Here is a 25,875-nt window from a genome sequence, read left to right on the forward strand (position 1 = left end):
GATATAATGCGGTAAATTTTTTTACAGCTCTTTCCCTATGACCTCGGCCAAAGCGCTGATGTTGGCTTCATTGCGCTTGTAGTAGGTCCACTGACCGATGCGCCTGACTTCAACCAGGCCCACGCGCTGCAGCGTTGCAAGATAACCGGACACCGTTGACTGCGAGAGTCCGATGCCCTCTTGAATACTGCTCACACACACGCCCACCGTGTGAACGTCGCCCTCATCCTGCGGGGGGAAGTTCTTTACGGGGTCCTTCAAGCCTTTCAGGATTTCAAGCCGTACCGGGTTTGAGAGTGCTTTGAATACTTCGATCAGGTCCATGCCGCGATAATATCGAGATTATTCGATATGTCAATACGCTGTTTGACCAACGGAAAACAAACCGGTCTGCCGACACCCACGGCATCGGCAGACCGAATCTCACCGCGAAAAACCTCAGTACGGATTACACCACTGCGCAGCGCCGTTGAATAACGTGATCAGACGTCTGCCGGTTGAACCCACAGTCAATATCGGCCGCCTCTGCGTGAAGACAATCGGCCATTAGCAGACGTTCGCGAGTGGTTGTTTACAAGCCAAATCGGACAGCATCGTAACCAGCGCGCCTCACCCTGGCCGAAAACGTAACCTCGCGAAACGCTCACGTTGTGTCGGCTAAAAAATAAGCTCACGTGACGGAAACTTAATTAGGGTCGTAAAGTCTGTATAGATAATGGCAGCTTGCCACCTCCATTAGCTCCAATGTGATGTGCAAAACAGCCTTTCTCTCTAGTCTTATTCAAGGAGTTCGAGGAACCAAACCACTGCATTTCCTCTTGCATACCAAAAATTCAAACTCCACACAGCCGCGTGAAAACCACTTACTTTACTTACTATCTCGATAGCTCTCACAAGGAACCGCCATGAATCTGAAAGTTGTCCTGCTGGGTTCGATCTTGTTCGCCTCACCGGTATATCAAGCCATTGCTGAAACTTGCAGCGCCAACTCGACCGGCGGTTACAACTGCACATATGATGATGGTACAACCTCTATTAGCACTAGCAACAGCTTGGGAGGACTGAATACCTTCTATAGCGATGGCCGAACTTCAACAAGCAGTCCGAACATTAATGGCGGACAATCTGTTCGTTACAGTGATGGCAGCACGTCACAAAGTAGCTCCAACCAGATGGGTGGGCAAAACACCACCTACAGCGATGGCCGTACATCTCAAAGCACTTCAAACATAAACGGAGGGCAGGATACTTATTACAGCGACGGCCACATCACACGGAGTACCCCGAATCAAATGGGCGGGCTTGATACAAGAAACTAAAGAATATATTTTGTGGACGAGTCGGCTGTGGGGTCTGAATTCATAAACCTCTACTAAAGGGTGGGGGAACGCCCCTTCGGGACCCAGCGGGCGCAAGAGTGGCGTTGCAGTATTGAGAAAGTTCGCCCTTGCCCCCTGGGACTGGCCGTAACCAGTTGCTCATGACTGACCGCTTTCGGCCAGAACCAATATTGTCCACTTTTTTTTCAAAATTACTGAGAGATTATGAATAGAGTCAAATCCTCAATCTGGGCCATTGCTCCCGCACCAGGCATCCATGAATCACCCGCTCTTCCCATTGAATCCGAAAACCTTACACTCGCCGACTTCAAGCCTTTGAACGAAAGCATTGCGGTCGTGTGTTTTACCGGTTTCATTGACCACCGTCCTGTGCCTACGGGGGACGCGGGACCAACATGCCATCCCAATGTTTCTGTGAGTCATCTACCTTGCTCTCGTTGATGGATGTCTACATGCCCAACACATCGCAGAACGCGAGATTAAATAAGTTGCTGGCGGTGAACGAAGCCCGCCTGGACAGGGCTGAATCCAAGGACGACCTATTGGAAGTGATCCAAGAGTTCGCCTCGTACAATGGCCCGCTCAAGTTCAATTACACACGCGCATGGTGGTTTTTCGGCACTGGCATGTTATTGATTGCGAGCACTGTGGCCCTTTATGGGTATCTGGATTCCCGTAACGTCGCTTCTTTTTTTTACCGGCTGCAAATTGATCCCGTCTTGTTCGGCATGGGCTCTGGCTTGCTTGGCATCGTGTCTGCCATTTGGAGTCTGCTATGGATGAAATCCAAATCTGATCGCTTGCCTGCACTCAGTAGCAAAATTGCTCGACTGTCATCCTACTTCCACAACGGATTGACTCACCTGCAAGAAGACTCGAGCTTGACCCTCAAAAAGCTGGATGCGCAGTTTAGTGATTACTGGCGCGGCAACTACAGCCGCGAGTTGATCGATTCGATGCAGGGTGTATTTACCGGCACGCTCCGCAACCTCCCTTACGAGTACCACCGGCTGCACTACATCAACAAACGAACGGAGAAAACCACTGTTACCGACGACCAGGGAAAAACAAAAACGGAGACTCGAGTGATTTATGACCATTACGACAGGTACAGTCTGGTCATCGACTTTCCATGGGTCACCGGGGTATCGGTCAGATCTGATGATCAGTCAGAGAACGACTATCCGTGCCGCATGGACACCGCTTCTCCGGATTTTAATAAAGCGTTCCGTTTGACGGGTGGCAGCGAGATGCTCTGTGCGAAATTCATCAAGCCTTCGACGGTGCTCCACTTGCTGAAGCTGTTCAACATTCTCCATCGTCCGAACCTGGAGTTCGCCGACAGTGGAAAGCTCTGCCTGAGCTTCGCGGATAGCGACCTGCTCGCGTTCGGTACTCAATATTCGCTGTCTTCACCCAACGAGTTTTACGCAGAAATTTCTGCTGGTGTCGATCTGCCACGCCTGATGTCTGCGCTCCAATGGAGCCATGCACTCAGTGAGCTGCACGACGACAACTTTACCTCCTCTCTCCCAAAAAACCGCCAAGAGAAGTAAGACATGGACATCCCACTCGCCCTCTCCGCCATTATCGCTGCAGTCATAATCGTGACGGGCTTCGTCATCTACAACGGCATTATCGGGGGGCACAATCGAGTACAACGTGCCTGGGCGGACGTCCTCGTTTACGAACGCCAGAAGACGAAGATTCTCGATCAACTGCAAAAGGTGCTTGCAGACTTCATGGTCTTTGAGGCCAGCCTCCTCGAAAAAATAGCCGGCCTTCGCAGCGCCGTAAAAAGCCTTCCTGCCGGAGCGGACGGCAATGCCCTCGCGACCGTTGAAACCGCCACGAAGGCGCTGATGGGTGGCTTGCACATCGCGTTTGAGGCTTACCCTGATCTGAAAGCATCGGAAGCGGCGAACAACATGATGCGTGAAATTGCCGAACAGCAAGAGAATGTCGGCGCGGCCATCACCATTTACAACCGGAACGTCGAGCTGTTCAACAACTCCATCGAAATGTTCCCTGGCTCGGTCATCAATGGCCTGTTCAACAAGAAATCTCCGGTTACGCCGTTCTCCGATAGCGAAGCTTCGCAAGGTTTCTCTTACACCCCGAATCTCTGACCCGCGTGATGCTCTGATCGTCCATAAGGGTGATGGACGATCAGAGCGGCTCCCCCTATAAATGGGGACTGATTTATTTTCTCCGCCTGCCTGCTGTAGCCGTTGCACCGCCGGCGCTGGAAAATCCGCTGGTATTTTGCGCTCCACGCCGTATCGCAAGATGAATCTTTACGGCACCGTGCAGCAGAACAATCTGGAATGAATTGGGACTAGCCATCAAGCCATCATTCAAGAATCAACTCGGAGCGGAAAATGTCCCCGATTTGCAGCGTCGCAGTTTTGTCGTCATCGTCAATAATGTTTGTTCCCATCATATCGATCCAATGATTACGGGATGGGTCGACCAATGTCTCGATGGTAGGTTGCTCTCGGAGCAGATCGAGTGCATCCAGATTGATACCTTGTCTTACGGTAACTTTTGAAATCGCAGCGCCTTGAATATAGATGGGTCTCGGCAATTGAAAAGCAACCTCTCGACCTCGATAGCGATCATCGAAAAGGTGATGCCTTGAGGTACTTTCCAGCAGCTCTTCTCGTGCGCGCCGGTCTCGATCCATCAGGTACTCGACGCGTTTCTTATCCGCTTTTCCTTTCGAGGGAGGCATGGCCTGTGGTTTGCCGAACGGTGCCGCTAGCGCCTCTGCGGCAACCTCGAAGCCTGTCGACCGAAGCAATTTGGCCATTACGCCACGGGTTGCGGCATCCTTGGCAAACTCCATTTCACTTTCGGCAATTGTTACAGGATCGTCTGGGACTGGATCAATGATCATCAGGTGACTCGGATTGCCATCTTCAATTCCGATGCTGAGACCTGAGACCAACCGTTGGCCTGTGTGCCCGGGCGGGAATATGATCGAGAGTTTCTGGGATATGCCCGAATTGATTTGACGATCCCTGAAAGCCTCGCCCGATTGAGTACCCTTGCATTCCATGATGTGCCAGTTGCCATCGCGGTCTCGTGCCACAAAATCAGGTGTCTTGTTCGGCCCTCGCTTTGCGGTGCGATGTTGGTGTGCGCCATGACTCGCACCATAGCGCTGCAAAAAATAACGACCATCAACAATCTCTGCCAATGGCAAATGCCTCATAAGCCAGACCATCGGCACTCCCATTCCGAAGTCATCGCTCAGGATGGTTTTCTGGTGCGCATCAAGATCTGCATAGCTTCTTGTCAAACGCAGGTCTGCATCATGGGGGGTGATCGCTGCCAGATACCTTACCCACGCCCAGAATTCTGCGAGTGAAACGCCAGTGACAGAAGTCGGTGTTGTCAGGTAGCCGATCGTCAATAACATCGAGTTGATGTTCAGATTGAAACTGCTGGCGCCGGCAGTGAACGCAGACGGAAAATCTGGAATCTTGCCGGCACCAGGCCAACTGGCCTCATCGACATGAACGTTGATCGTACGGTACATCGCGGGTGATCGTCCTTGAAAAAATGGACGCCGATCTTAGCCGTGGTCGACGAAAACTGTCGACCGGTACTGATCAGCTTCGTGTTGGCATCAATATCAGTCGGGGACATCAACGATGAATACTCAGCGAGCGTCCCCTGACGGCCAAAAAGAGAAAGTAGACATTCCCTACCCCAAGACGCTAGCGTCAGTCCCTTCATTTCGAGGGCTACACCATGGATGCTATTGCCGAATACTCAGATGAGCACCATCGCCGCGGTGTCGTGGAACTCTGGGAAACCGTTTTCGGTTACGAAACCGCGCATAACACTCCCGGCCTTGCTATCGACAAGAAACTGGCTGTTGAGGACGGTCTCTTTTTTGTAGCGTTGGCAGGACATGACGTTATCGGTACCGTTCTCGCGGGATACGACGGTCATCGTGGCTGGCTCTACTCGGTTGCGGTGCACCCGGCACATCGTAGAAATGGCCTGGGCGCGAGACTTGTGCACCACGCCGAGGTCGCCTTGACCGTGCGTGGCTGCATGAAAATCAACCTGCAAATCGTCAGCACAAATGAAGGCGTCAAAAACTTTTACGAATCTCTGGGGTACTCGACCGAACCGCGCATCAGCATGGGGAAAAAGATCGAGTCGAATATAGTGATGCCTGAAGAGAAGCGCTGCTGAGTGCCCTCTGATCTGATGAGCAAGGGACAGCTGCTCACAATCCTGCCTGCCGATACCCAAGGCATCGGCAGACAGGGCTCCACCACTCAACAACCTCAGTAAGGATTACACCGCTGAGCCACCGCCGTCGCCTGATCCACATACGGCCGCGCTGGCTCAAGATTCCACTCAGGCTTGTTCCTCACAGGCTTGCCATCGAACGATGCGGCCAGATGACAGACCAGCTGCCGGCGCAATGACCCGCCATTGACGCTGTACATCCGCCATTGCTCGTCGTCTTTGTGTTTGTTGTACAACTCGGCAAACATCCGGTCGGTCTGGTCATCCTTGATCGCACGCCCGCAAGCAGTCGGCACGACTTGCAGTGACCAGGTCTTCGGCCCGAGTTTCGGGTCGTCGCGTTGGGCCCAGGTGCTGGATTCGATGTACTTGTCGCAGAACTGTTGGGCCGGTGGCGCCGCGGTCTGGATGCACGAGAACGTAGCCTTGCTGGTCGGCGTTTTTGGGAAGTCGATCTTGACGATGTTGCGGTCCTTGCCGGTCTTGGCTTTGTAGTCGCGCTGGTTGGCCAGGGCGTCGTTCAGACCCCGTGAATCGCTGTAGAAAAAGGCCAGGATCGGCAACTCATCAGTCTTCGGGTTGCCCAGGCGCAGTTCGGTCTGGGTCTGGAATTCACGGGTGTTGATGACGCGTCGGGCGCCCATGAAGTTCTGGAACGCGTTGACCCGATCCTGGCTGCTCATCGGGTTGCGCATGTTGAAGCCGCATTGCAACTGGTCCTGCTTGCGGTCGTTGTTGAACTTGGTGAAGTGCGCGACCCAGGCGTTGACGTTGGTGATCGGCGGGGCCATGGACTGGCAGACTGCCTCGGTCTGACTGGTGTTCTTGTTGTTGCCGCAGCCACGGTCGTCGCGAAAATCGGTCCAGGCATCGTTGGGAAACGCGCAGTAAACGTGCACCGGATTTTCCGGGTCACGCACCATGTCGACCGGGGTGATGATGTAGCCGTTCTGGGTGCTCATGCCGGGGTCTTCGTAGCTGATGCCATCGGCCCGCATGTAGGACGCGGCAAACGTGCCCAGCTCGACCGCTTTGGGGCTTGGGTTCCAGACATCCCACTTCTGCCCTTTTGCCGGATCGGCACGGTGAGTGCCGCGAATCAGCAATCCCGAACAGTCTGACGCCGGGTCTTTGCCGCAACTGGCGGTGGTGTTGTTGTACAAGCTTTCAACGCGTTTCAGCGTGTCTTCGCAGGACTCGGCGTTGGCCGAGGTCGCGTGCAGAAACAACGGAACCGCAAGTAGTGGGACGATCCTGCTCCAGCGTTCTTTCATGACGTGTTTCTCCCTGATTGTTCTTCTCGTCTTCCCTGTTCAATGACGTCCGGTACCCGGCGGGGCTTAGCGCGTAACCGGATTGCACCCCGCCGCACGGGTCTCGCTGTCCGAAAGCGCAGGCCGGAACGGCTCAAGATTCCACGGTGTCTTGGCGCGGTAATTCACCAATACGCAGTTCAATTGCTGGCGCATGCTGCCGGCGGATTTCTCGTTGTCGCGCCAGTTGCCATCGGCACCCTTGAGGGCGAACAACTGCTGGTACAGAGCATCGATTTGGTCGTTGGGCAAAGCGCGTCCGGCCGCCGTTGGCACGACACTCAAGGTCCATTCGTCCTGACGGGTGCCCGGGTCGTAGCGTTTGACCCAGTCGGCGGAAGCGATGTACTGCGGTGCCTTGACCGGCAGCGGGTTGCAACCGGCCTTGGCGGCTTCCTGAGGGGTGACGACGGGGCGGAACGGCTCCAGATTCCACTCGGTCTTGCCCGGGTAGTTCTGCACCAGACAACTGAGTTGCTGACGCATGCTGCCGGGGGATTTTTCGTTGTCGCGCCATTGGCTGTCGGCACCGCGCAGCGCGAACAACTCCTTGTACAACGCCTCCTGGTCGCTGGCCTGAATCGCCTTGCCCTGAGCGGTGGGCGTGACGTTGAGCGCCCACTCGTTCTTGCCAGTGCCGGGGTCGTGGCGCTCGACCCAATTGGCCGAGGCAATATAGCGAGAGGTAACAGGTGCAGGCTGACCGTTGCCGGCCGTTGTCAGATCAATCGCCTGATCCGCCGCGACATAGCTGAAGCGCTGCTCCGGTGGTTTGGTGAAATCCAGCCGCAGGATCGGCACGCTGTAACCCTGGGCCTGGAGTTTCTTCTGGAAATTGCGCGCACTGTTCAGGCCGTCTTCCGGTTTGGGTGGCGCCTGATCGCCGCGAGTGGCGAAGTTCTGGGTGCTGTTGACGTTGTAGATGAAGGCGTCGATGTACTTCATGTTTTCGCTGCCATCGTTGGTGGCCGAGGCATTCTTCAACATGAATTCGTTGACCTGTGCGCTGAAGGCAAAGGGGTCTTTGTTGGTGGTGTTCACCCGCGATTCGTGGACACGGATCATCGCATTCCAGTCGCTGGGCTTCTCCGCGTTCCAGGAACACTGGCCGTACTGGATCGGCCCTTTCATCAGCCCGGTGTATTTGTTGGTCCACTGCTCGGCAGTGTTCACTCCGGCCTCCGCGCAGGTGCCATAAGCCAGCGCAGCGTTCTTGTTGTTCATCGGTGGTTGGGCGGCGCGCGGCGGTTCACGACTGTCGAAAAAGCCGCAGCCATACCACTTGCGCTCGGGCCCGGTGCCGCCATCGAACGCGTAGATGCAGGTGAAGCCTTGCTCTTTGACCGGCAGTTGCAGCGCCGCTGCATCGGTGGGATTGCGCAGGATGAAACCGGCCGGGTGAATGAGGATGCGCGTGCTCAGATCCTTGCGAATCCACGAGTAGGACGTTGCGCCGATCTTGATCGCGTAAGGGCTGTAGTCCCAAGGGTTGAACGGCCCGTCGTTGACCATGCGCAACGTCACGCCACTGCAGTAGTAATGCCCGCGAGCGGCGCCGGTGTCAGGCTCCTGGCACGCATCCTTGAGGGTGTTGTAGTTGCGATTGATGCGGTTCAGGGTTTCCAGCGGATCCAGGGGTGGCTGGGCAGCCACGGCGCTGAATGCCAAGGGCAGGAACAGGCTCAGGATAAAAGGCGAACGAACGGCTGCGCGCATAACCGACACTCCTTGTCGTGCGAGATGACACTTCCATGAAAAGCAGCGTAGTTAGCACAACCCTGACGGTCAAACCGATAGTGGATCAAGCCGCACTTCTGCTGCGCCTCATATGAATCAACGCCGTCCGCCCACCTCCCGGCGAAGCGCGTTCCTCGATATCAAACGGCACAAACCCGAGCGTCGGATACAGCAGCAATCCCGCCGTGTTTTCGTTGAAACAGGACAACTGCACCTCTTTGGCCTCCCAGCGCTCGAAGGCCAGTTCAGTCATGGTCTCGACGATAAACCGGGCCACGCCTTTGCCCCGGGCACTCGGTGCCACGATCACATTGCCGATGCAGCAAATACCCTGGCGCTCGGCGCGATAGAAGTTGGCGAACCCGACCACCACGTCATCCACCTCGAAAACCGTGGAGTCGAAGCGCTGACTGATCGCGGCGTTCATCTGCGCTTCCGTCAACGGAAATTCCGCCTTCGGGAACATGAAATACAACTCCTGAACGCCCTGCGGAAAACTGCAAATGGTTTTGACGTCGTCAGCCTTCACCGGCCTGTGGTTCAAGTTCATGGCTGCCCTGCCCTCACTTTTTGCCGCTTGCCAGATGATGGGCGACCAGCGCGTTCGCATGCCCGTGGCCCATGCCGTGCTCGGTTTTGAGCCAGGTGACCAGTTCCATGTGTTTTTTGTCGGTGATACTGGCGAGAAGCTTCAGCCAGTGATCGATGGGCTGGCCGTACTTCTTTTCGATTGAAGGAAAGTAGGATGCCGGGCCTTTCACTTTTGCGTCTTCGCTCATGCTGCAAGCTCCCTGAGATCTCGACGGAGTGTCGGATAACGCTCCTTGTCGTCGAGCGATAGATTGGACGCCAAACGCTGGCCCGGCAAGTGCACCCGTTTGTCTCAGTTCAAACCTGCCCTGACGGAAAGTTTTGATGACCAGGACTCTTGTCCAGCCTTCATTATCGGCTCGGCGGGGAAGCGGTAATTGCCAAAGGCCTCGAGCACGGCTTGATCGACAGCGGCGTTTCCCGAACTCTCGACCAATATGATTTCGGGCACCAGCGAGCCGGGTTTGCCTTTGATTTCCAGCGTGACGGGTTTACTGGCGGAACCAGGTTTGATCTGTTTCTTAAGGGCAAACTCCATGTCGCCCACCGTTCCGGAGAGGCTGTTGCCGGTACTCTCATACCAGATTGTGTTGTAGCGCTCGACCTGCTCGGCCGTCATGGCCAGACCTTGAGCACGAACTCGCTGAACGCCTTCCCATGGGGTGTCGCCGACGTATCGGCTGGCATTCAGGTAATGCGTCATTGCACCGGACAGATCCTGTGGGCCACCTCTGCCCTCTTCCATCAAGCGCGCCAGCCGGGCATCACTGTACGCACTGCCAGGTTGCACTCGCTGATACAACCGTCGCGCTTCACTAGCGTCTGCCACTTGACCGCTGCCCTCTTCCGCCATGCGCGCGAGCTGCTCGTAACCAGCGGCATCGTCGGCAGCAACGGACTCATAAAGGGCTTTGGCCTTGCCCATGTCTTGCGGCAGCCCACGGCCAAACTCATACAGTACGCCAAGCGCAATCTGGCATTGCGGATTGCCGTTGTCGCTGGCCTCGCGGATGTATTCGACCCAGTCTCTGGAGATGTCTTTTGTCGTGGCGAATATCCGGCATCGCATGCCGGTCAAGCTCTGTTCCTGGGGTGTTGGCGGGGTGGTTTTACAGCCTGCGACGAGGGTCACCAGAGCCAATAAAGCAACAGCCTTGTTCATGGAGTCTGTCCGTTGAAAGTATGCGAACTCCATCGGCCGCTTTTTTGAGAAATTGAACCCGGATCAAAGATCAAGGCACGACAGCACCCGGGTGCCCGATTAACTCAACACCAGACCGCGGTACCGTCTCCGGCACTGCCACCCAAAGCAGCACCAGCGCTGCCATCGCCACCCCTGCCAACGTCAGGAACGCTGCGCTGTACCCCGCCTCCTGAACCACAACCCCCGCCAGGCTGTTGCTCAACGCGGCGCCCAGACCGAACACCGTCGAAATCGCCCCGAGGCCGACATTGAAATGCCCTGTTCCCTGCGTCAGGTCTTTCACCACCACCGGAAACAGCGCGCCGAAAATCCCCGCGCCGATACCATCGAGCAACTGCACCGAAACCAGCCACCACGGATCGTTCGACAGCACATACAACACGCCACGCAAGGGCAGGATCAGGAACCCCGCCAACAGCAACGGCTTGCGCCCCCACAGATCAGCCTTTGCGCCCACCAGCAACGCGACCGGCACCATCACCATTTGCGCCGCCACGATGCAGGCCGAGGTGAGCGGCGTGGCCATCTGCAGATTGGCTTGCGCCAGTTTCTGACTCACCAGCGGCAACATCGCCGCGTTCGCCAGATGAAACAGCGCACAGCAAATCGCGAACATCAGCAGCGGTCTGTTGGTGAGCAACACGGAAAGCCCCGAAGGCTGCTTGCCCTGCCCCGTTTCGCTGGGTGAAAGACCTCGGGCGAGATCGTGATCAATGGCATCGGCCGATACGAACGAGACGGCAATCACGCTGGCCAGCGCCATGACCGCCATCAGATAAAATACGGCAACCGGGCCGAACAGGTACGCAGACAAACCGGCCAGCAGCGCGGCGCAGGCGTTGCCGGCGTGGTTGAAGGTTTCGTTGCGCCCGGTTCTTCGCGTGAAGGCGCGAGGTCCAGTAATGCCGAGGGTGATCGCGCAGATGGCGGGGGCGAAGATTGAAGCGGCAACGGCACTGATGGCTTGCGTCAGCGCCACCAGACTGAATGACGTCACGAACGGCAGCAGCAGACAGCTTCCGGTCACCACCAGCGCGGCAATCGTGATCAGCGCTCGTTTGAAGCGTGTGCTGTCGACCAGCGCACCTGCCGGGGTTTGGGTGATGAGCGCAGCGATTCCGGCAATCGTCATGACCAGACCAATGCTCGCTGGCTCCCAGTGGTGAACCGCCAACAGATAAATCGCGAGATAAGGACCGAGCCCGTCACGCACGTCGGCGAGGAAGAAATTCAGGCTGTCGAGGGACAGGTTATTGCGGCGATCGAGGTGATTGGCCACGGGTAACGTCTTCGTTGTCGAGGTTCTGCGAGATGACTCAACCTCCGCAATTGAAATGACCTTTTGCGGGGGATTTAAGTTGCATGGAACGGCGGGGCGATCTTGCCCCAAAGGCAGCGCATTGCAGAAGAATTGACGAGAACCTGGTGGCACTATCGCCAAGTGCTCTAAAGGACTGTCAGTTCTGTCAGGTTACTTGCCGTCTGGCCAGGTTTACGCTGGCCTCAACGACAGTAAATCGAGGCGTTCAACATGTTCCGGATTCGTCATTATGTGCCACAGGGCATTCTCTTGTTGGCGATGCTGAGTTTGATCAGTCACGCACAAAGCGCCGTTACGTTTACCTATTTTCTTCCTGTGGACTTTCAGTGTAACAACGGTGTGACAACGCCGGGCTACAGCGTCTACGTCGTCGGCAACCTACCGGAAATCGGCAATTGGGATGTGACCAAGGCAGTGAAACTGACCCCCTCTGCCTACCCGACATGGACCGGTCAGACCAAGTTCACCCTTTTAACTGAAAAGACCTCCGTGGAATGGAAATGCATCATCCGCAGTGAGACGAATCCATCGGACGTGAAACAGTGGCAGACCGGCGCCAATAACCAGGTGACCACCGCGTGGAGCCCTACACCCAAAAGCATTGGCACGTTCTGACGAATCGTTTCTCGATCTCAGGGGTTGAGCAACAACCCCTGCTCCGCCTCACACAACCCCACGACATAATCCCAGACCACCCGCAACCGCACTGACTTGTGCAACTCGCGCCGCGTACTGATCCAGTAACTGCGCTCGATACTCTCATCCGGCAGCAGCGCCACCAGATCCGGATCGGCCGCTGCCATATAACAAGGCAGCACCGCAATCCCCAGCCCCGAACGTGCCGCCTGCTGCTGGGCGATCACGCTGGTGCTGTGAAACACCACCCGTGGATTGCGGCAAAAGCTGTTGAGGAACATCAGCTCCTGACTGAACAGCAGATCATCTACGTAACCGATCCACGCATGCCGGCCAAGATCCTCGCGGGTACGCAGCGGCGGCGCATTGTCGAGGTAAGCGCGGCTGGCATAGAGGGCGAGCCGGTAATCGGTGAGTTTGCGGGTGACCAGCATGTCTGCCGCGGGCCGCTCCAGGTGAATGCTGATTTCCGCCTCACGATTGAGGATGCTGACGAAGCGCGGCACCGCCACCAATTCCACTTCCAGCCCCGGATAGCGCTCGAACAGCCCGATCATGCGGCTGGCGAGGAACATGATGCCCAGCCCTTCCGTGACGCCGACGCGGATCTTGCCCAGCGGCGCCGTGGATTGGGTGATTTCCTCCTGAGCCAGCAACGCGACGTTTTCCATGGCCTCAGCATGTTTGAGCAGCGCCTCCCCCGCCGGAGTCATTTCGTAGCCTTGGGCGTGTTGGACGAACAGCGCGGTGCCGAGGCTTTTTTCGATGGCCTCGATATGCCGGGCGACGGTGGCGTGGGTGGTGTTCAGGCGGCGGGCGGCGGTAAGCAGTCGGCCGCTGCGTTGCAATTCGAGAAAGAACCGCAGGTCGTTCCAGTCGAACATGGCTTGTCCTTGTCGGCTATCGTCAGGAAGCGCTGTTTGAAAACGCACAGCGGCTGCGCAAAAACTAACATTCTTTTGACGAAAGCTAACAACTAGGATGACTGACAACAAAAACAATAAGCGAGGTCAGGGAATGCAGACTTCCCTCGATGAATTCGATTACATCGTGGTCGGCGCCGGGCCGGCCGGGTGTTTGCTGGCCAATCGGCTGTCGGCGGACCCACAGCAGCGGGTGCTGTTGCTGGAGGCCGGCGGGCGCGACAACTATCCGTGGATTCACATCCCCGTGGGTTACCTGTTCTGCATCGGCAACCCGCGCACCGACTGGTGCTTCAAGACCGAAGAACAACCGGGCCTCAACGGCCGCGCACTGAGTTATCCGCGTGGCAAAGTGCTGGGCGGCTGCTCGTCAATCAACGGCATGATCTACATGCGCGGCCAGGCCAACGACTACGACGGCTGGGCCGCCGAGGGCAATCCGGGCTGGTCCTGGAATGACGTGCTGCCGCTGTTCAAACAGAGCGAAAACCACTTTGCCGGCGCGGCGGACTTTCATGGTGACCAAGGTGAATGGCGAGTCGAACGCCAGCGCCTGTCATGGCCGATTCTCGATGCGTTTCGCAGCGCTGCCGAACAGAGCGGCATCGCCAGCATCGATGACTTCAATCAGGGCGACAACGAGGGTTGCGGCTACTTTCAGGTGAACCAGAAGGCCGGGGTGCGCTGGAATGCGGCGAAGGCGTTTCTGAAGCCGATTCGCGATCGGGCCAATCTCACGGTGTTGACCGACGTCGAGGTGGATCGGGTGTTGTTCGAGGATGGTCGCGCCTCAAGGGTCAGCGCACGTTGGCAGGGTCAAGAAAAGCGCTTCAAGGCGCGCAAGGAGATCGTGTTGTGTGCCGGCTCCGTGGGCTCGCCGAGCATTCTGCAACGCTCCGGGATCGGGCCGCGTCCGCTGCTGGAAAAGCTCGGGATCGGCGTGGTGCATGAACTGCCGGGCGTCGGCGGTAATCTGCAGGACCACCTGCAACTGCGGCTGATCTACAAACTGGAAAATGCCCGCACCCTCAACCAGATCGCCGGCAGCGTGTGGGGCAAGATGGGCATGGGCCTGCGCTATCTGTATGACCGCAGCGGGCCGTTGTCGATGGCGCCGAGTCAGTTGGGCGCGTTTGCCCGCTCAGGGCCGGAACAGACCTCGGCCAATCTCGAATACCACGTGCAGCCGCTGTCGCTGGAGCGTTTTGGCGAGCCGTTGCACAGCTTCCCCGCGTTCACCGCGTCGGTGTGTGATTTACGGCCACAGAGCCGTGGCCGGATCGAGATCCGTTCCGCCGATCCTCAGGAAGCGCCGCTGATCCAGCCCAATTACCTGAGCCATCCCGAAGACCTGCGCGTGGCCGCCGATGCGATTCGCCTGACCCGGCGCATCGTCAGCGCCCCGGCCCTGCAAGCCTTCAACCCGGTGGAATACCTGCCTGGCGCCAACCTGCAAACCGAAGAACAACTGCACGAAGCGGCGGCGAAAATCGGCACGACGATTTTCCACCCGGTCGGCACCTGTCGCATGGGCAATGACGCGAACGCGGTGGTCGATGCGCAATTGCGCGTGCACGGTGTGCCCGGTCTGCGGATTGCCGATGCGTCGATCATGCCGCGCATTACCTCGGGCAACACCTGTTCGCCTACGCTGATGATTGCCGAAAAAGCGGCACAGCTGATCCTCAACCCAACCGCCCGGAGTTTTCCCGCCGAAGAAAAAGCATTGCCCGCACTCTCTTGACCAAAGGAATAGCGGCGCCAGCCCACGAGGTCGGCGCCGACAGTGGAACAACAAAAACAATCACTGTGAGGGATACCGATATGTCAGAACACGTTCAGTCTCTGGACGCCGTGCGCAGCGCGGACGCCAGCCCCGATACCCGAAAGGTCATCTTCGCCTCGTCCCTGGGGACGGTGTTCGAGTGGTATGACTTCTTTCTCTACGGCGCCCTGGCGGCGGTGATCAGCAAGCAGTTCTTTGCCGGGGTCAACGACACCACGGCATTCATCTTCGCGTTGATGGCGTTTGCCGCAGGCTTCATCGTGCGGCCGTTCGGGGCGCTGGTGTTCGGTCGGTTGGGGGACATGATCGGGCGCAAATACACGTTCCTGGCGACCATCATTCTGATGGGCGTGGCGACGTTCGCCGTGGGCCTGCTGCCGACCTACGCCAGCATCGGTATCGCCGCGCCGATCATTCTCGTGGGGCTGCGCATGCTTCAGGGCCTGGCCCTCGGCGGCGAGTACGGCGGCGCCGCGACTTACGTGGCAGAACACGCGCCCATCGGCAAACGCGGTTTCCACACCAGCTGGATTCAATCCACCGCGACCCTCGGCTTGCTGTTGTCACTGCTGGTGGTGCTCGGGTGCCGCTACTTCACCGGTGATCAGTTCGAAGTCTGGGGCTGGCGTATTCCGTTCCTGCTGTCGATCGTACTGCTGGGGATTTCCACCTGGATTCGCCTGAGCCTGCACGAGTCGCCGGCCTATCTGAAGATGAAAGAGGAAGGCAAGGCCAGCAAGGCGCCGATCCGCGAATCCTTCGGTAAATGGGAAAACCTCAAAGTCGTGCTGATCGCCCTGTTCAGCATCAACGCCGGGCAAGCGGTGACCTTCTACGCCGCACAGTTCTACGTGCTGTTCTTCCTCACCCAGTTCCTGAAAATGGACCCGGCAGTGGCCAACAGTCTGCTGATCATCAGCGTGGTGATCGGCGCGCCGTTCTTCATCATTTTCGGCTGGCTGTCGGACAAGGTCGGACGCAAACCGGTGCTGATGCTCGGCCTGCTGCTGGCGACGGCGCTGTACTTCCCGATCTTCAAATCCCTGGCCCACTACGCCAACCCGGCCATCGACCATGCCAGCCAACAGGCGCCGATCACCGTTGTGGCGGATCCGGCCACCTGCACCTTCCAGTTCGACCCGGTGGGCAAGGCCAAATTCGACAGCCCGTGCGACAAGGTCAAGACCTTCCTGGTCAAGCAAGGCCTGCCCTACTCCAGCGTCGCCGCCCCGGCGGGCAGCGCGGTGCAAGTGAGCGTCGGCGATGTCAAACTCGATGGCTTCGACGAAGCGTCCCTGCGCGGCGCGATCACCCTCGCCGGCTACCCGCAACAGGCTGACCTGCAGCAGATCAACAAGCCGATGATCGTGGCCCTGATCGTCGCCCTGATCATCATCTCCGCCATGTGCTACGGCCCGCTCGCGGCGCTGATGGTCGAACTGTTCCCGACCCGCATCCGCTACACCTCAATGTCCTTGCCGTACCACATCGGCAACGGCTGGTTCGGGGGTTTCCTGCCGACCGTGTCGTTTGCGCTGGTGGTGTACACCGGGGATATTTTCTACGGGCTGTGGTACCCGGTGCTGATTACCGGGGTGAGCCTGGTGGTGGGAATGATTTGTCTGCGTGAGACGAAGAATATCGACCTCGACAAGAACTGATCCTTGATCAGGGTGGCGAGGGGTTCACACCCTCGCCACCGCACTGAATTTCAGACCTCCGCCTCCAGCAATTCAAACTTCACCTGATCGGGATAGAACGCAACGTAATCCTTGATCTGGCTGACCGAAATCTTCGGATGTTCGTACGTCCACACCGCGTTCGCCCCCTCATGCCCGGGCACTTGCAGACTGAAATAATTGGCGTCGCCCTTGTACGGGCAATAACTCGTGTGGTCGGTGCGAGCGAAGTATTTTTCGTCGATGTCTTCGCGGGGGATGTAGTAGACCGGCGGATAATTGGCCTCGAGCAGCACCAATGCTCGGGCGGAGGCGGCGACTTGTATGCCATGGAACTTCACCAGCAGGCAGCCTGGCTGCTCGGCGATGGTGATGACGGGACTGGGACCGGAGGTTTTCATCGGTTTCTCCTGACAGCAGCGAAGGGAGCGCTTCAGGTATAACCCATGCGGCCGGATCTCGTCGGGTTCGCAGCCGAACGGTTTTCCGCCCATAAAAAAACCGCAGCCGGCGAAGGCTGCGGTTTTCCGGTTTCAGATCAGGCGACGATATCGGTCGCCACGGCCTGGCCCACTACACCCACTGCGAAGTCCACCGAGCCCTGGCCCGTCAGGTCGATCATCAGGCTGGTCTGGTTGGTCTGTTCGAAGTAAGTGAGGATCGCGTCGCCCGCGTGCCCGGTGAAGCCGCTGACGAAGTTCAGCGTGGCCGCGCCCGAGGCGAAGCCAGCGATGCCCGACAGGTCGATCTTGTCCAGGCCACTGGTGAAATCCATGATCCAGTCCGGTGCGGTCATGGTCGAATCGCTGGCAGCGCCGAACACGAAGGTGTCTGCGCCTTCACCGCCCCACAGCGAATCACCACCGCCACCGCCGTAGATGATGTCGTTGCCGGCACCGCCAATCAGGTCGTTGGCCGCTGCGTTGCCGATCAACAGGTCATTGCCCGAGCCGCCCACTGCGTTTTCAACGGTCACGCCATACGCGATGGAGACGTTGCCCACCAGGCCGCCGACGTCGGAGAACGAACCTTCGTTGAGGTTGATCTTCTGGTTCTGGCTGAAGCCGGAGAAGTCCAGGGTGTCATTGCCGCCGCCGTCCCACACCGAGAACACCACTTTGGAGGTGTCCGAAGTAGCGCTGTAGTAGTCGCGGTCGGCGTTGGAGTTGAAGCCGTACACGGTGTCGTCGGCACGGGTTTCCAGGTTGGCACCGTAGAGTTTCTGCACGGCGACGATGTCGTCCAGCAACGGTGCGGAGGCGTAGGCGCCGCTGCCGTCCTTGCTGAAGTTCTGGTCGGTGTTGGCTTCGCTCCAGTAGCTCATCAGGCTGTAGCCACGGGTGTCTTCGGCGTACTTGGCGTCGCCGTAGGTCGGGTTGCCATTGCCGGCGTTGTAGGCGCCCGGGTGCGACAGGCCGAGGGTGTGGCCGATTTCGTGGGTCAGGGTCTGACGCCCGTAGTTGTTGGTGTCCGGGGTCTTGTTGACCTGGTACTTATCGTTGATCAGATACCACGACTGACCGTCGTAGCTGCTGCCCTGCGGCAGGTAGGCAAACGCCGCGCCGCCGGTGCTGACGTCGTAGTTGCCGAAGGTCATGTGACCGTCGCCACCCTTGCCCTCGGTGAAGGTGACTTTGGCCACGTCCGACCACGATTGCATCGACAGGATGGCCTGGTCTTTCTGCTGATCGCTGAACTCGCTGAAGTTGCCAAGTTTCGGGTTGTAGTTCGACGGTTTGTCGGTCAGGAACGTGTAGGTCAGATCAATCTTGCCGTCAGCGTTCTTGTCTTGCCACGACATGCCCTTGCGCAGGATTTCGTCGGCGGCCTGGTCGGCGGTGAACGACGGCTTGCCGTTGACGGTCCCGGTGCCACGGTCATACAGGTGGCTGAAAGTGTCGACCGCGGTGAAGGCGCTGGTGGCCTGAGAGGAAGGTTGAGACATGGTGTACGTCCTTGTTTCTAAATGGTCAGTGTCAGACAGAAAAACGGCGATCTTCTGGCGAGATCGTCCTGTCACTCGCCCTGTTGAGGCAGATTGAACCTGCCACAGCCGCCAAGGGGGGCGCTAATCAATTTCTCGATAGCGTCCCCGATTGCCCCGGCGACAGCTGTCATGACCGGCAATCCTTTTATCTGTATATCCATACAGATAAAAGTTGCCCCTTCGCCCGAGTCAGGCCATTCTGTGCGCCTCTTCGGGCAATGATCGACGACGGTGGTTATGCGGCTGTACCTCTGTGAAAAACCTTCCCAGGCCAAGGATATTGCGGCCGTGCTGGGCGCCAGGCGCCGAGGCGACGGCTGCTGGCTGGGAACGGACGTCACGGTGACCTGGTGCATCGGCCACTTGCTGGAAACCGCCCCGCCGGACGCCTACGACGCACGCTACAAGCGCTGGGTGCTGGCGGACCTGCCGATCATCCCGGACAAATGGAAAATGACCGTCAAGCCGCGCACTGCCGGCCAGTACAAGGCAGTCAAACGCCTGCTCGGCGAGGCCAGCGAACTGATCATCGCCACCGACGCCGACCGCGAAGGCGAGATGATCGCCCGGGAACTGGTGGAACATTGCCGCTATCGCGGGCCGATCCGCCGCTTGTGGCTGTCGGCACTGGACGAAGCATCGATCCGCAAGGCTTTGGCGGCTCTGAAGCCGGGCGCAGAAACCTTCAGCCTCTATCACTCGGCATTGGGGCGTTCACGAGCAGACTGGCTGATCGGGATGAACATGAGTCGCCTGTTCACCCTGCTTGGCCGGCAATCGGGCTATCAAGGCGTATTGCCGGTGGGCCGGGTGCAGACGCCGACCCTGCGGCTGGTGGTGGATCGCGACCGCAGCATCGCTGACTTCGTGCCGGTGGCGTATTGGGCCATCGACGTGCAACTGCTGCACAACGGCACGGCGTTCACTGCGCAATGGCGTGCGCCGAACGATGCCTGTGACGATCAGGACCGCTGCCTCAATCAGGCTCTCGCCCAGCAAGCGGCTGCGGCAATCAGCAGCGCCGCCAGCGCCCGGGTGATCAAACTGCGCACCGAGCGCATGCGCGAAGTGGCGCCCCTGCCCTTCGATCTCGGCACGTTGCAGGAAGTCTGCTCGAAGAAGCTCGGCCTCGGCGCCCAGGAAACCCTCGACATCGCCCAGGCCCTCTACGAAACCTACAAAGTCATCACCTACCCGCGCAGCGATTGCGGCTACCTGCCCGTGAGCCAGCACAGCGAGGCGCCGGGGATTCTCACGGCGCTGCGCCAAGCCGACCCGAGCCTCGACGCCTTGCGCGAACATCTGGAGCCACAGCGCCGCTCCCGCGCCTGGAACGACGCCAAGGTCAGCGCCCACCACGGCATCATTCCCACCGCCGCCGCGAAGAATCTCGAACGCCTGACCGGCAAGCACCGGGCGGTCTACACGTTGATTCGTGCGCGGTATCTGGCGCAGTTCCTGCCCAATCATGAATACGACCGCACTCAGGCCGATTTCGATTGCGCTGGTGAAGCCCTGCGCGCCGTCGGCAAGCAGATCATCGAGCCGGGCTGGAAACGCGCGTTGCCGGAGGCACTGGCGCCGGCAAAGGGCCGAGAAGCCCCTGCGCCACAAACCCTGCCGACGCTGAGCCAGGGCGACGAATGCGCCGTGGCGGATGTGAAGCTCAAGGACCTGTGGACGCAGCCGCCCAAGCCCTACACCGAAGGCGATCTGATCAAGGCGATGAAGAACGTCGCCAAACTGGTGGAAGACCCGCTGCTCAAGCAGAAACTCAAGGACACCACCGGCATCGGCACAGAAGCCACCCGCGCTTCGATCATCCAGGGCCTGCTGGATCGCGGTTATCTGGTGAAAAACGGCAAGGCTCTCGCGGCCACGCCCGCCGCGTTCAGCCTGATCGACGCGGTGCCGCGAGCGATTGCCGACCCCGGCACCACGGCGATCTGGGAACAGGCGCTGGACATGGTGCAGAGCGGCGAGATGAGTCTGGAAGAGTTCGTCACCAAACAGGCCGCGTGGATGAGCAAGCAAGTGACCCGTTGTGCCGGCCTGAGCCTGACCATCAGCGGCCCGCCCCCTGCCGGCAAAGCCGCTGCACCGTGGAAGAACAAGCGCAAGACCACTCGGCGCAAAACCACCGGCACCAGCAAACGTACGACGAAACCGGCAGCCAAATAGCCCGCTGCGCGCTACTGTTTCTGCAGTGATGGTCAGGAGCCAGCGACATGTCTGTCATCGAACTGCGCGTCGCCCGGCGCGACGAACTGGACACCCTCGAAAACCTGATGCAGTTCTACACCTACGACTTCAGCGAATGGCTGCCGCTGAAGCTGGGTGGGCATGGTTTCTTCCCGATCCAGTTGAAGGACGATTACTGGCGCCAACCGGCAACCCGTCCGTTCCTGATTCACGTCGACGGCGAACTGGCGGGGTTCGTGACCGTCGACGACCACCTTCTCATCGAAGGCGCCGACTACAACATCGGCTATTTCTTCGTCAGCCGGCGCTGGCGTGGCCAAGGCGTCGCGCAGTTTGTCGCCTCTGCCCTCTTGAGCCACTTGCCCGGTCAATGGCAGATTTTCCATGTCGACGCCAACCTGCCTGCGCAGCGGTTCTGGGCCAGGGTTATCCCCGAGGTGAGCGAGGGCGACTTCACTCGCCAGCAGAAAACCGTAGACGGTTATCCCTGCACGTTCTACTGCCTGCGCAGCCCCTCCCACGCTGCCTGAACGGCTCTTTTCTCATTCCAGAATGACTTTGTCCGACAATATGTAGTGACCAAAAATAATCACTACAAAACCGTTGACGGCGTCGTTTTGCTTTTGCATGATGCAGACGTCTCCCCGATCGGGAGCACTGGCAACACGCTTGAGCAAGCTCGTCTGACCGCCGAGCTGTTTTTTCCGGATACACGCTGCCCACAAGGCAGATTGAAGAAGCTGACCTGGCCTGAACATCCAGTACAAGGACGAGAAGCGCTGGCGAAAATTCTCAAGACGCTTGTGGTCGACCCTGAAAACGTCGTCAAGGAGCCTCCCGGTTTTCGCTGCTTCTCCTCGTTGTGACGCTATTGCGTAGCAGTTATTCAACACGACTACATGCAACAGATGCATGACCCCGTACTTCATACGGGCGACCGCTGACGTCCTGGTTTCGGTGCCAGGGATCAACTAACCGATGGGCTACCTGTATTAGCGAATCAACTTTGAAAGATCACCAGACTGGTCAAGGGGCAAAATCATGAATCTGAACAATCAACCAACTATCGAAGAACTGGCTCGTATGTTCGCTGCGCAAAAAGACAGCCACGACAGCCATATTCTGTGGATCAGCAAGTCGGGTCAGGTGCATATCGACTGCCTGTCGCCCCATGCTGGTGAAGACGAGTTCGACCGGAACAACCAGAACCTGCTGGCCCGCCTGAAGATGTACCGCCGCGGCCACGGCTATGTCGGCAAGAAAGCCGCGGCCGACAAGGACTTCATCGGTAATGTTCTGCAAACGCTGAAACAGGCGTGGGACTCGATGCAGAACAAGAACGAAGTTCGGGTGATTGATCGGTTCTACTGAGTTCTAACTTCAATAAACAAAAGGGCCTGCTTCCGATAAGGAGCAGGCCCTTTTTTATTGATCACCCGCAATGTTCATGAACGGTTTTCCAACACCATCTCCATGAACGCCACCGCCGCCGCACTGTGATAATTGTTCTTGCGCCGCAACAACGCCGCCCCCCGCTGCGGCGCCTCACTCTCGACCCGCAACCGGCGCAACGCCCGATCCTCCGTCGCAATCGCCTCCGGCAGCATGGTCGCAATCGGCGCATGCCGGATCACTTCCAGCAATGTACTTACCGAGTTCACTTCGATCTGCACCTTGGGCGTGATGCCGTGCTGACGGAAATACTCGTCAATCGACAGCCGCGTGATGAAGTCCGGCGCCAACAGAGCGAAATCCAGCTGCGCAATGTCATCCGGCGTCAGCACTGCAGCACTGTCATACAACGGATGTTCACGCCCGACCATCACGCCCAGCGTCTCGACAAACGCCGGAATGCATTCAATGTCCGGGTTACGCACCGGTGTGAAAGCAATCGCGATATCCAGCGAGTCATCCGCCAGCCCGGCCTCGATGTCATCCATCGACAACTCGAAAATCTCCAGGTGAATCCCCGGATACCGCGCCACGAAATCGCGCACCAATGGCCCCACCAGATACGCCATGAAGGTCGGGGTCATGGCCAGACGCAGTGAGCCTCGGGACAGATCCTTCACGTCATGCAACGCGCGCTTGCCCGCCTCCAGCTCCACCAGCACCCGTCGTGCGCATTCGATGTAGGCCTGGCCGGCGTCAGTGGGTTTGACCGAACGCGAGGTGCGGTCGAACAGATCTACACCGAGGCTTTCCTCCAACTGGCGGATCTGTTGCGACAGGGTCGGCTGCGACACGTGCAGCGCCTCGGCCGCCCGGGTGAAACCGCCGTGATCGGCCACGGCCAGCAGGTAACGCAAATGTCGCAGCAGCATGGGGCTCTCCATCTATAGGCAGTGCTTATGCCTTGCATTGTATATCGGTCTTGGACGCTATGGATCAATCGGCAGAAGATGAACCCCACACAGCAAGCCAACCCCGAAAGGAGAAACACCATGCAATCTCAAGCCTACAACGACAGCCGCATCGCCCTGACCACTCGCGCTCTGGATGCCAAGGCACAGAAAAACCTGTCGTGGCAGGAGCTGGCCGACGGCACCGGCCTGAGCCTGGCCTACGTCACCGCCGCCCTCCTCGGCCAGCACCCGCTGCCAAAAGCCGCCGCTGAAGTCGTGGGCGACAAACTGCAACTGAGCGCCGAAGACGTCGCCGCCCTGCAAATCATCCCGCTGCGCGGCAGCCTCGATGGTGTGCCGACCGACCCGACCATCTACCGCTTCCACGAAATGATCCAGATCTACGGCACCACCCTGAAGGCACTGGTTCACGAACAATTCGGCGACGGCATCATCAGCGCGATCAACTTCAAGCTCGACATCAAGAAAGTCGAAGACCCTGAAGGCGGCTCCCGCGCCGTGGTCACCCTCGACGGCAAGTTCCTCCCGCTGCGTCCGTTCTGATCCATCCCGAGCCCGCACCCCGCGTGCGGGCCCGCCCAAACCTGAATTGCCAAGTCGTCACCACATCCGTCTGGAGGCTGCCCCATGCAAAAAATTCTGTTGTCCCTGGCCCTGCTCGCCGGCCTTTGCGCTCAAGCCCAGGCCAGTGAAGAAGCTGTCGCCTACCGCTACGGCATGCAACTGGACATTGCGCAGGTCGTGAGCATCACCCCGGTCGCCGACGTCTGCGGCGTAGTGCCGGTCGAGATGACCTACCTCGACAGTCACGGCGCAAAACACATTCTTCAATACAGCGAGTTCGGCACTGGCTGCTCCAACTGAGAGGACACACCATGAAAAACCTGATCGAAGGATTCCTGAAGTTCCAGAGCGAAGCCTTTCCGCAACGCACTGAACTGTTCAAATACCTGGCGACTACCCAAACCCCGGGCACCTTGTTCATCACTTGCTCCGACAGCCGTGTAATTCCGGAACTGCTGACCCAACAAGAACCCGGCGAACTGTTCGTGATCCGCAACGCCGGCAATATCGTGCCGTCCTACAGCCCGCATCCGGGTGGGGTTTCGGCGACGGTGGAATACGCGGTGGCCGTGCTTGGCGTGACCGACATCGTGATCTGCGGCCACTCCGATTGCGGCGCCATGACCGCCATCGCCCAGTGCAAATGCATGGATCACCTGCCCGCTGTCAGCGGCTGGCTGCAACATGCCGAGTCGGCGAAGGTGGTCAACGAATCGCGGCCACACGCCAATGACGCGGCCAAGCTGAGTTCGATGGTGCGCGAGAACGTGATCGCCCAACTGGCGAACATTCAGACCCACCCGAGCGTGCGTCTGGCCCAGGAGAAAGGCCTGCTGAACCTGCACGGCTGGGTCTATGACATCGAGACCGGCTCCATCGATGCCTTGAGCGCCGACCGCCGCACCTTCGTCTCGCTGGCTGAGCAACCATCGACGTGCGCGGTGTATGGCCAAACGGTCGATGCCGCCTGAACCGAACGCCCCGCACCTGCCGGGGCGTTTGCTTTGTATCAGCGTGTAGCCAGCGCCCTGCCAGACACAGTTCCATGCACCCGCACCGGAAGGCGGACACATCAGCGATACAGCGGACGCCTTGAATATGCCCTGACGCTGCATCCCTCCTCCCGACACAAGGAACATTCGATGAACAAGCTGTTTGCAGGACTGGCCCTCGCCGCCGCCATGGCCGGCGCCACCTCGGCGATGGCCGCCGAGAAACCCACCGTGGTGCTGGTGCACGGTGCCTTCGCCGACTCCAGCAGCTGGAACGGTGTGGTGAAGATTCTGGAAAAGGACGGTTATCCGGTGATCGCGGCGGCCAACCCGCTGCGTACGCTCAAGGGCGATGCGCAATCAGTCGCCGATGTGCTGGCCGGAATCAAGTCGCCTGTGGTGCTGGTCGGCCACTCCTACGGCGGGCCGGTGATCAGTGAAGCCGCGTACGGCAACGCCAACGTCAAGGCGCTGGTGTATGTCGCGGCACTGGCGCCCGAAGCCGGTGAAACCGTGGCCGGACTGGCCGGCAAATTCCCCGGAAGCACCCTCGGCCCGACTCTCGCGCCGCCCGTTACCCTGAAGGATGGCGGCAAGGATCTGTACATCCAGCAGGACAAGTTCCACGACCAGTTCGCCGCCGATGTTCCGAACGCTGACGCAAAACTGATGGCCGCTACCCAGCGCCCGGTCACCGAGGCCGCGCTGAACGAGGCAGCCAGCGAGCCCGCCTGGAAAATGATTCCGTCGTGGTTCGTGTACGGCGACAAGGACAAGAACATCCCGCCGCAAGCGATGGCGTTCATGGCCGAACGGGCGCACGCCAGACAGACCGTGGTGGTCAAAGGCGCGTCCCATATGGTGATGGTGTCGAATCCGAAAACCGTGGCCAGCCTGATCGAATCCGCCGCCACCGCCAAGTGAAACAACAACGCCGCGCCTGTCATTGCGACAGGCGCGGC

At 58.7% G+C, this 25,875-nt stretch carries 27 protein-coding genes; 15 read left to right on the forward strand and 12 right to left on the reverse strand.

Features of this window, described 5'->3' with window-relative positions:
• Window positions 1-21 precede the first annotated feature (21 nt).
• The gene (locus AC3WRD_RS15700; protein WP_007950555.1) at window positions 22-324 is read right to left on the reverse strand and encodes an ArsR/SmtB family transcription factor; all 303 of its coding nucleotides are present in this window, start codon (window positions 322-324) and stop codon (window positions 22-24) included.
• A 581-nt stretch (window positions 325-905) separates the two neighbouring features.
• Between AC3WRD_RS15700 and AC3WRD_RS15705 the strand changes: the two genes are divergently transcribed.
• From AC3WRD_RS15705 to AC3WRD_RS15715, 3 genes are all read left to right on the forward strand, one after another.
• The gene (locus AC3WRD_RS15705; RefSeq protein ID WP_102622047.1) at window positions 906-1,319 is read left to right on the forward strand and encodes a hypothetical protein; all 414 of its coding nucleotides are present in this window, start codon (window positions 906-908) and stop codon (window positions 1,317-1,319) included.
• Between the two features lie 473 nt (window positions 1,320-1,792).
• Entirely contained in the window at window positions 1,793-2,896 is a 1,104-nt protein-coding gene (locus tag AC3WRD_RS15710) for a hypothetical protein (RefSeq protein ID WP_102622048.1), read from the forward strand.
• 3 nt (window positions 2,897-2,899) lie between these two features.
• Entirely contained in the window at window positions 2,900-3,469 is a 570-nt protein-coding gene (locus AC3WRD_RS15715; RefSeq protein ID WP_102622049.1) for a LemA family protein, read from the forward strand.
• A gap of 224 nt (window positions 3,470-3,693) precedes the next feature.
• On the opposite strand, the gene AC3WRD_RS15720 is transcribed toward AC3WRD_RS15715, so the two are convergent.
• The gene (locus AC3WRD_RS15720) at window positions 3,694-4,764 is read right to left on the reverse strand and encodes a hypothetical protein (RefSeq protein ID WP_102622093.1); all 1,071 of its coding nucleotides are present in this window, start codon (window positions 4,762-4,764) and stop codon (window positions 3,694-3,696) included.
• Window positions 4,765-5,099: 335 nt separating this feature from the next.
• Between AC3WRD_RS15720 and AC3WRD_RS15725 the strand changes: the two genes are divergently transcribed.
• Complete coding sequence (locus AC3WRD_RS15725; protein WP_102622050.1) at window positions 5,100-5,552, forward strand: GNAT family acetyltransferase; 453 nt, start codon at window positions 5,100-5,102, stop codon at window positions 5,550-5,552.
• Window positions 5,553-5,647: 95 nt separating this feature from the next.
• Here the strand turns inward: AC3WRD_RS15725 and AC3WRD_RS15730 are convergent, their stop codons facing one another.
• The 6 genes from AC3WRD_RS15730 to AC3WRD_RS15755 all read right to left on the reverse strand — a co-directional run bounded on the left by AC3WRD_RS15730 (window position 5,648) and on the right by AC3WRD_RS15755 (window position 11,736).
• Complete coding sequence (locus tag AC3WRD_RS15730; protein WP_096820164.1) at window positions 5,648-6,886, reverse strand: DUF2599 domain-containing protein; 1,239 nt, start codon at window positions 6,884-6,886, stop codon at window positions 5,648-5,650.
• Between the two features lie 66 nt (window positions 6,887-6,952).
• Complete coding sequence (locus AC3WRD_RS15735) at window positions 6,953-8,641, reverse strand: DUF2599 domain-containing protein (RefSeq protein WP_102622051.1); 1,689 nt, start codon at window positions 8,639-8,641, stop codon at window positions 6,953-6,955.
• An 85-nt stretch (window positions 8,642-8,726) separates the two neighbouring features.
• Window positions 8,727-9,212, reverse strand: coding sequence for a GNAT family N-acetyltransferase (locus AC3WRD_RS15740; protein ID WP_102622052.1), 486 nt, complete (start codon window positions 9,210-9,212; stop codon window positions 8,727-8,729).
• A gap of 13 nt (window positions 9,213-9,225) precedes the next feature.
• Window positions 9,226-9,441 carry a DUF4287 domain-containing protein gene (locus AC3WRD_RS15745; protein ID WP_102622053.1) on the reverse strand — a complete coding sequence of 72 codons (216 nt, stop codon included), beginning with the start codon at window positions 9,439-9,441 and terminating at the stop codon, window positions 9,226-9,228.
• Between the two features lie 104 nt (window positions 9,442-9,545).
• Complete coding sequence (locus tag AC3WRD_RS15750; protein ID WP_158243865.1) at window positions 9,546-10,415, reverse strand: tetratricopeptide repeat protein; 870 nt, start codon at window positions 10,413-10,415, stop codon at window positions 9,546-9,548.
• Between the two features lie 70 nt (window positions 10,416-10,485).
• The gene (locus tag AC3WRD_RS15755; protein WP_102622055.1) at window positions 10,486-11,736 is read right to left on the reverse strand and encodes an MFS transporter; all 1,251 of its coding nucleotides are present in this window, start codon (window positions 11,734-11,736) and stop codon (window positions 10,486-10,488) included.
• Window positions 11,737-11,988: 252 nt separating this feature from the next.
• Between AC3WRD_RS15755 and AC3WRD_RS15760 the strand changes: the two genes are divergently transcribed.
• Window positions 11,989-12,393 (forward strand): carbohydrate-binding module family 20 domain-containing protein, encoded by a 405-nt coding sequence (locus AC3WRD_RS15760; protein WP_102622056.1) that lies wholly within the window; start codon window positions 11,989-11,991, stop codon window positions 12,391-12,393.
• 17 nt (window positions 12,394-12,410) lie between these two features.
• Here AC3WRD_RS15760 and AC3WRD_RS15765 read toward each other — a convergent pair whose 3' ends face one another.
• The gene (locus tag AC3WRD_RS15765; RefSeq protein ID WP_102622057.1) at window positions 12,411-13,298 is read right to left on the reverse strand and encodes a LysR family transcriptional regulator; all 888 of its coding nucleotides are present in this window, start codon (window positions 13,296-13,298) and stop codon (window positions 12,411-12,413) included.
• A 133-nt stretch (window positions 13,299-13,431) separates the two neighbouring features.
• On the opposite strand from AC3WRD_RS15765, the gene AC3WRD_RS15770 reads away from it, so the two are divergent.
• Together AC3WRD_RS15770 and AC3WRD_RS15775 are read left to right on the forward strand one after the other, a co-directional pair.
• Window positions 13,432-15,081, forward strand: coding sequence for a GMC family oxidoreductase (locus AC3WRD_RS15770; protein WP_102622058.1), 1,650 nt, complete (start codon window positions 13,432-13,434; stop codon window positions 15,079-15,081).
• 80 nt (window positions 15,082-15,161) lie between these two features.
• On the forward strand, window positions 15,162-16,784 hold the full coding sequence (locus tag AC3WRD_RS15775) for an MFS transporter (RefSeq protein ID WP_096820173.1): 1,623 nt from the start codon (window positions 15,162-15,164) through the stop codon (window positions 16,782-16,784).
• 50 nt (window positions 16,785-16,834) lie between these two features.
• Here the strand turns inward: AC3WRD_RS15775 and AC3WRD_RS15780 are convergent, their stop codons facing one another.
• On the reverse strand, window positions 16,835-17,203 hold the full coding sequence (locus AC3WRD_RS15780) for a DUF427 domain-containing protein (protein ID WP_096820174.1): 369 nt from the start codon (window positions 17,201-17,203) through the stop codon (window positions 16,835-16,837).
• A 137-nt stretch (window positions 17,204-17,340) separates the two neighbouring features.
• Window positions 17,341-18,747: a serralysin family metalloprotease gene (locus tag AC3WRD_RS15785; protein WP_102622059.1), complete on the reverse strand. Its 1,407-nt coding sequence runs from the start codon at window positions 18,745-18,747 to the stop codon at window positions 17,341-17,343.
• Window positions 18,748-19,026: 279 nt separating this feature from the next.
• Here AC3WRD_RS15785 and AC3WRD_RS15790 point away from each other — a divergent pair, with 279 nt between their 5' ends.
• The 4 genes from AC3WRD_RS15790 to AC3WRD_RS15805 all read left to right on the forward strand — a co-directional run bounded on the left by AC3WRD_RS15790 (window position 19,027) and on the right by AC3WRD_RS15805 (window position 22,362).
• On the forward strand, window positions 19,027-20,970 hold the full coding sequence (locus AC3WRD_RS15790) for a DNA topoisomerase III (RefSeq protein ID WP_102622060.1): 1,944 nt from the start codon (window positions 19,027-19,029) through the stop codon (window positions 20,968-20,970).
• 47 nt (window positions 20,971-21,017) lie between these two features.
• Window positions 21,018-21,521 (forward strand): GNAT family N-acetyltransferase, encoded by a 504-nt coding sequence (locus tag AC3WRD_RS15795; protein ID WP_102622061.1) that lies wholly within the window; start codon window positions 21,018-21,020, stop codon window positions 21,519-21,521.
• Between the two features lie 45 nt (window positions 21,522-21,566).
• Window positions 21,567-21,857 (forward strand): hypothetical protein, encoded by a 291-nt coding sequence (locus AC3WRD_RS15800; protein ID WP_158243866.1) that lies wholly within the window; start codon window positions 21,567-21,569, stop codon window positions 21,855-21,857.
• A gap of 175 nt (window positions 21,858-22,032) precedes the next feature.
• Window positions 22,033-22,362, forward strand: a complete 330-nt coding sequence (locus tag AC3WRD_RS15805) for a hypothetical protein (protein ID WP_102622063.1) — start codon at window positions 22,033-22,035, stop codon at window positions 22,360-22,362.
• A 74-nt stretch (window positions 22,363-22,436) separates the two neighbouring features.
• On the opposite strand, the gene cynR is transcribed toward AC3WRD_RS15805, so the two are convergent.
• Window positions 22,437-23,315 (reverse strand): transcriptional regulator CynR, encoded by an 879-nt coding sequence (gene cynR / locus AC3WRD_RS15810; RefSeq protein ID WP_102622064.1) that lies wholly within the window; start codon window positions 23,313-23,315, stop codon window positions 22,437-22,439.
• 120 nt (window positions 23,316-23,435) lie between these two features.
• Here cynR and cynS point away from each other — a divergent pair, with 120 nt between their 5' ends.
• The 4 genes from cynS to AC3WRD_RS15830 all read left to right on the forward strand — a co-directional run bounded on the left by cynS (window position 23,436) and on the right by AC3WRD_RS15830 (window position 25,837).
• Window positions 23,436-23,900, forward strand: coding sequence for a cyanase (gene cynS / locus AC3WRD_RS15815; protein WP_102622065.1), 465 nt, complete (start codon window positions 23,436-23,438; stop codon window positions 23,898-23,900).
• Window positions 23,901-23,984: 84 nt separating this feature from the next.
• Window positions 23,985-24,221: a DUF2790 domain-containing protein gene (locus tag AC3WRD_RS15820; RefSeq protein ID WP_096820181.1), complete on the forward strand. Its 237-nt coding sequence runs from the start codon at window positions 23,985-23,987 to the stop codon at window positions 24,219-24,221.
• A gap of 11 nt (window positions 24,222-24,232) precedes the next feature.
• Window positions 24,233-24,892 carry a carbonic anhydrase gene (locus AC3WRD_RS15825; RefSeq protein ID WP_096820182.1) on the forward strand — a complete coding sequence of 220 codons (660 nt, stop codon included), beginning with the start codon at window positions 24,233-24,235 and terminating at the stop codon, window positions 24,890-24,892.
• A 171-nt stretch (window positions 24,893-25,063) separates the two neighbouring features.
• Entirely contained in the window at window positions 25,064-25,837 is a 774-nt protein-coding gene (locus AC3WRD_RS15830) for an alpha/beta fold hydrolase (RefSeq protein ID WP_102622066.1), read from the forward strand.
• The last annotated feature ends 38 nt before the right edge of the window (window positions 25,838-25,875 follow it).

It is taken from the genome of Pseudomonas sp. FW215-R2, from assembly GCF_058789255.1.

Excerpts from the sequence above, each read along its gene's own strand:
- AC3WRD_RS15720 (WP_102622093.1), bottom strand. The coding sequence starts at position 4,764 with ATGTTATTGACGATCGGCTACCTGACAACACCGACTTCTGTCACTGGC.
- AC3WRD_RS15795 (WP_102622061.1), top strand. The coding sequence starts at position 21,018 with ATGTCTGTCATCGAACTGCGCGTCGCCCGGCGCGACGAACTGGACACC.
- AC3WRD_RS15780 (WP_096820174.1), bottom strand. The coding sequence starts at position 17,203 with ATGAAAACCTCCGGTCCCAGTCCCGTCATCACCATCGCCGAGCAGCCA.
- AC3WRD_RS15715 (WP_102622049.1), top strand. The coding sequence starts at position 2,900 with ATGGACATCCCACTCGCCCTCTCCGCCATTATCGCTGCAGTCATAATC.
- cynR (WP_102622064.1), bottom strand. The coding sequence starts at position 23,315 with ATGCTGCTGCGACATTTGCGTTACCTGCTGGCCGTGGCCGATCACGGC.
- AC3WRD_RS15725 (WP_102622050.1), top strand. The coding sequence starts at position 5,100 with ATGGATGCTATTGCCGAATACTCAGATGAGCACCATCGCCGCGGTGTC.
- AC3WRD_RS15790 (WP_102622060.1), top strand. The coding sequence starts at position 19,027 with ATGCGGCTGTACCTCTGTGAAAAACCTTCCCAGGCCAAGGATATTGCG.
- cynS (WP_102622065.1), top strand. The coding sequence starts at position 23,436 with ATGCAATCTCAAGCCTACAACGACAGCCGCATCGCCCTGACCACTCGC.
- AC3WRD_RS15750 (WP_158243865.1), bottom strand. The coding sequence starts at position 10,415 with ATGAACAAGGCTGTTGCTTTATTGGCTCTGGTGACCCTCGTCGCAGGC.
- AC3WRD_RS15745 (WP_102622053.1), bottom strand. The coding sequence starts at position 9,441 with ATGAGCGAAGACGCAAAAGTGAAAGGCCCGGCATCCTACTTTCCTTCA.
- AC3WRD_RS15740 (WP_102622052.1), bottom strand. The coding sequence starts at position 9,212 with ATGAACTTGAACCACAGGCCGGTGAAGGCTGACGACGTCAAAACCATT.
- AC3WRD_RS15825 (WP_096820182.1), top strand. The coding sequence starts at position 24,233 with ATGAAAAACCTGATCGAAGGATTCCTGAAGTTCCAGAGCGAAGCCTTT.
- AC3WRD_RS15820 (WP_096820181.1), top strand. The coding sequence starts at position 23,985 with ATGCAAAAAATTCTGTTGTCCCTGGCCCTGCTCGCCGGCCTTTGCGCT.
- AC3WRD_RS15785 (WP_102622059.1), bottom strand. The coding sequence starts at position 18,747 with ATGTCTCAACCTTCCTCTCAGGCCACCAGCGCCTTCACCGCGGTCGAC.
- AC3WRD_RS15830 (WP_102622066.1), top strand. The coding sequence starts at position 25,064 with ATGAACAAGCTGTTTGCAGGACTGGCCCTCGCCGCCGCCATGGCCGGC.
- AC3WRD_RS15770 (WP_102622058.1), top strand. The coding sequence starts at position 13,432 with ATGCAGACTTCCCTCGATGAATTCGATTACATCGTGGTCGGCGCCGGG.
- AC3WRD_RS15765 (WP_102622057.1), bottom strand. The coding sequence starts at position 13,298 with ATGTTCGACTGGAACGACCTGCGGTTCTTTCTCGAATTGCAACGCAGC.
- AC3WRD_RS15705 (WP_102622047.1), top strand. The coding sequence starts at position 906 with ATGAATCTGAAAGTTGTCCTGCTGGGTTCGATCTTGTTCGCCTCACCG.
- AC3WRD_RS15775 (WP_096820173.1), top strand. The coding sequence starts at position 15,162 with ATGTCAGAACACGTTCAGTCTCTGGACGCCGTGCGCAGCGCGGACGCC.
- AC3WRD_RS15700 (WP_007950555.1), bottom strand. The coding sequence starts at position 324 with ATGGACCTGATCGAAGTATTCAAAGCACTCTCAAACCCGGTACGGCTT.
- AC3WRD_RS15760 (WP_102622056.1), top strand. The coding sequence starts at position 11,989 with ATGTTCCGGATTCGTCATTATGTGCCACAGGGCATTCTCTTGTTGGCG.
- AC3WRD_RS15730 (WP_096820164.1), bottom strand. The coding sequence starts at position 6,886 with ATGAAAGAACGCTGGAGCAGGATCGTCCCACTACTTGCGGTTCCGTTG.
- AC3WRD_RS15805 (WP_102622063.1), top strand. The coding sequence starts at position 22,033 with ATGAATCTGAACAATCAACCAACTATCGAAGAACTGGCTCGTATGTTC.
- AC3WRD_RS15735 (WP_102622051.1), bottom strand. The coding sequence starts at position 8,641 with ATGCGCGCAGCCGTTCGTTCGCCTTTTATCCTGAGCCTGTTCCTGCCC.
- AC3WRD_RS15710 (WP_102622048.1), top strand. The coding sequence starts at position 1,793 with ATGCCCAACACATCGCAGAACGCGAGATTAAATAAGTTGCTGGCGGTG.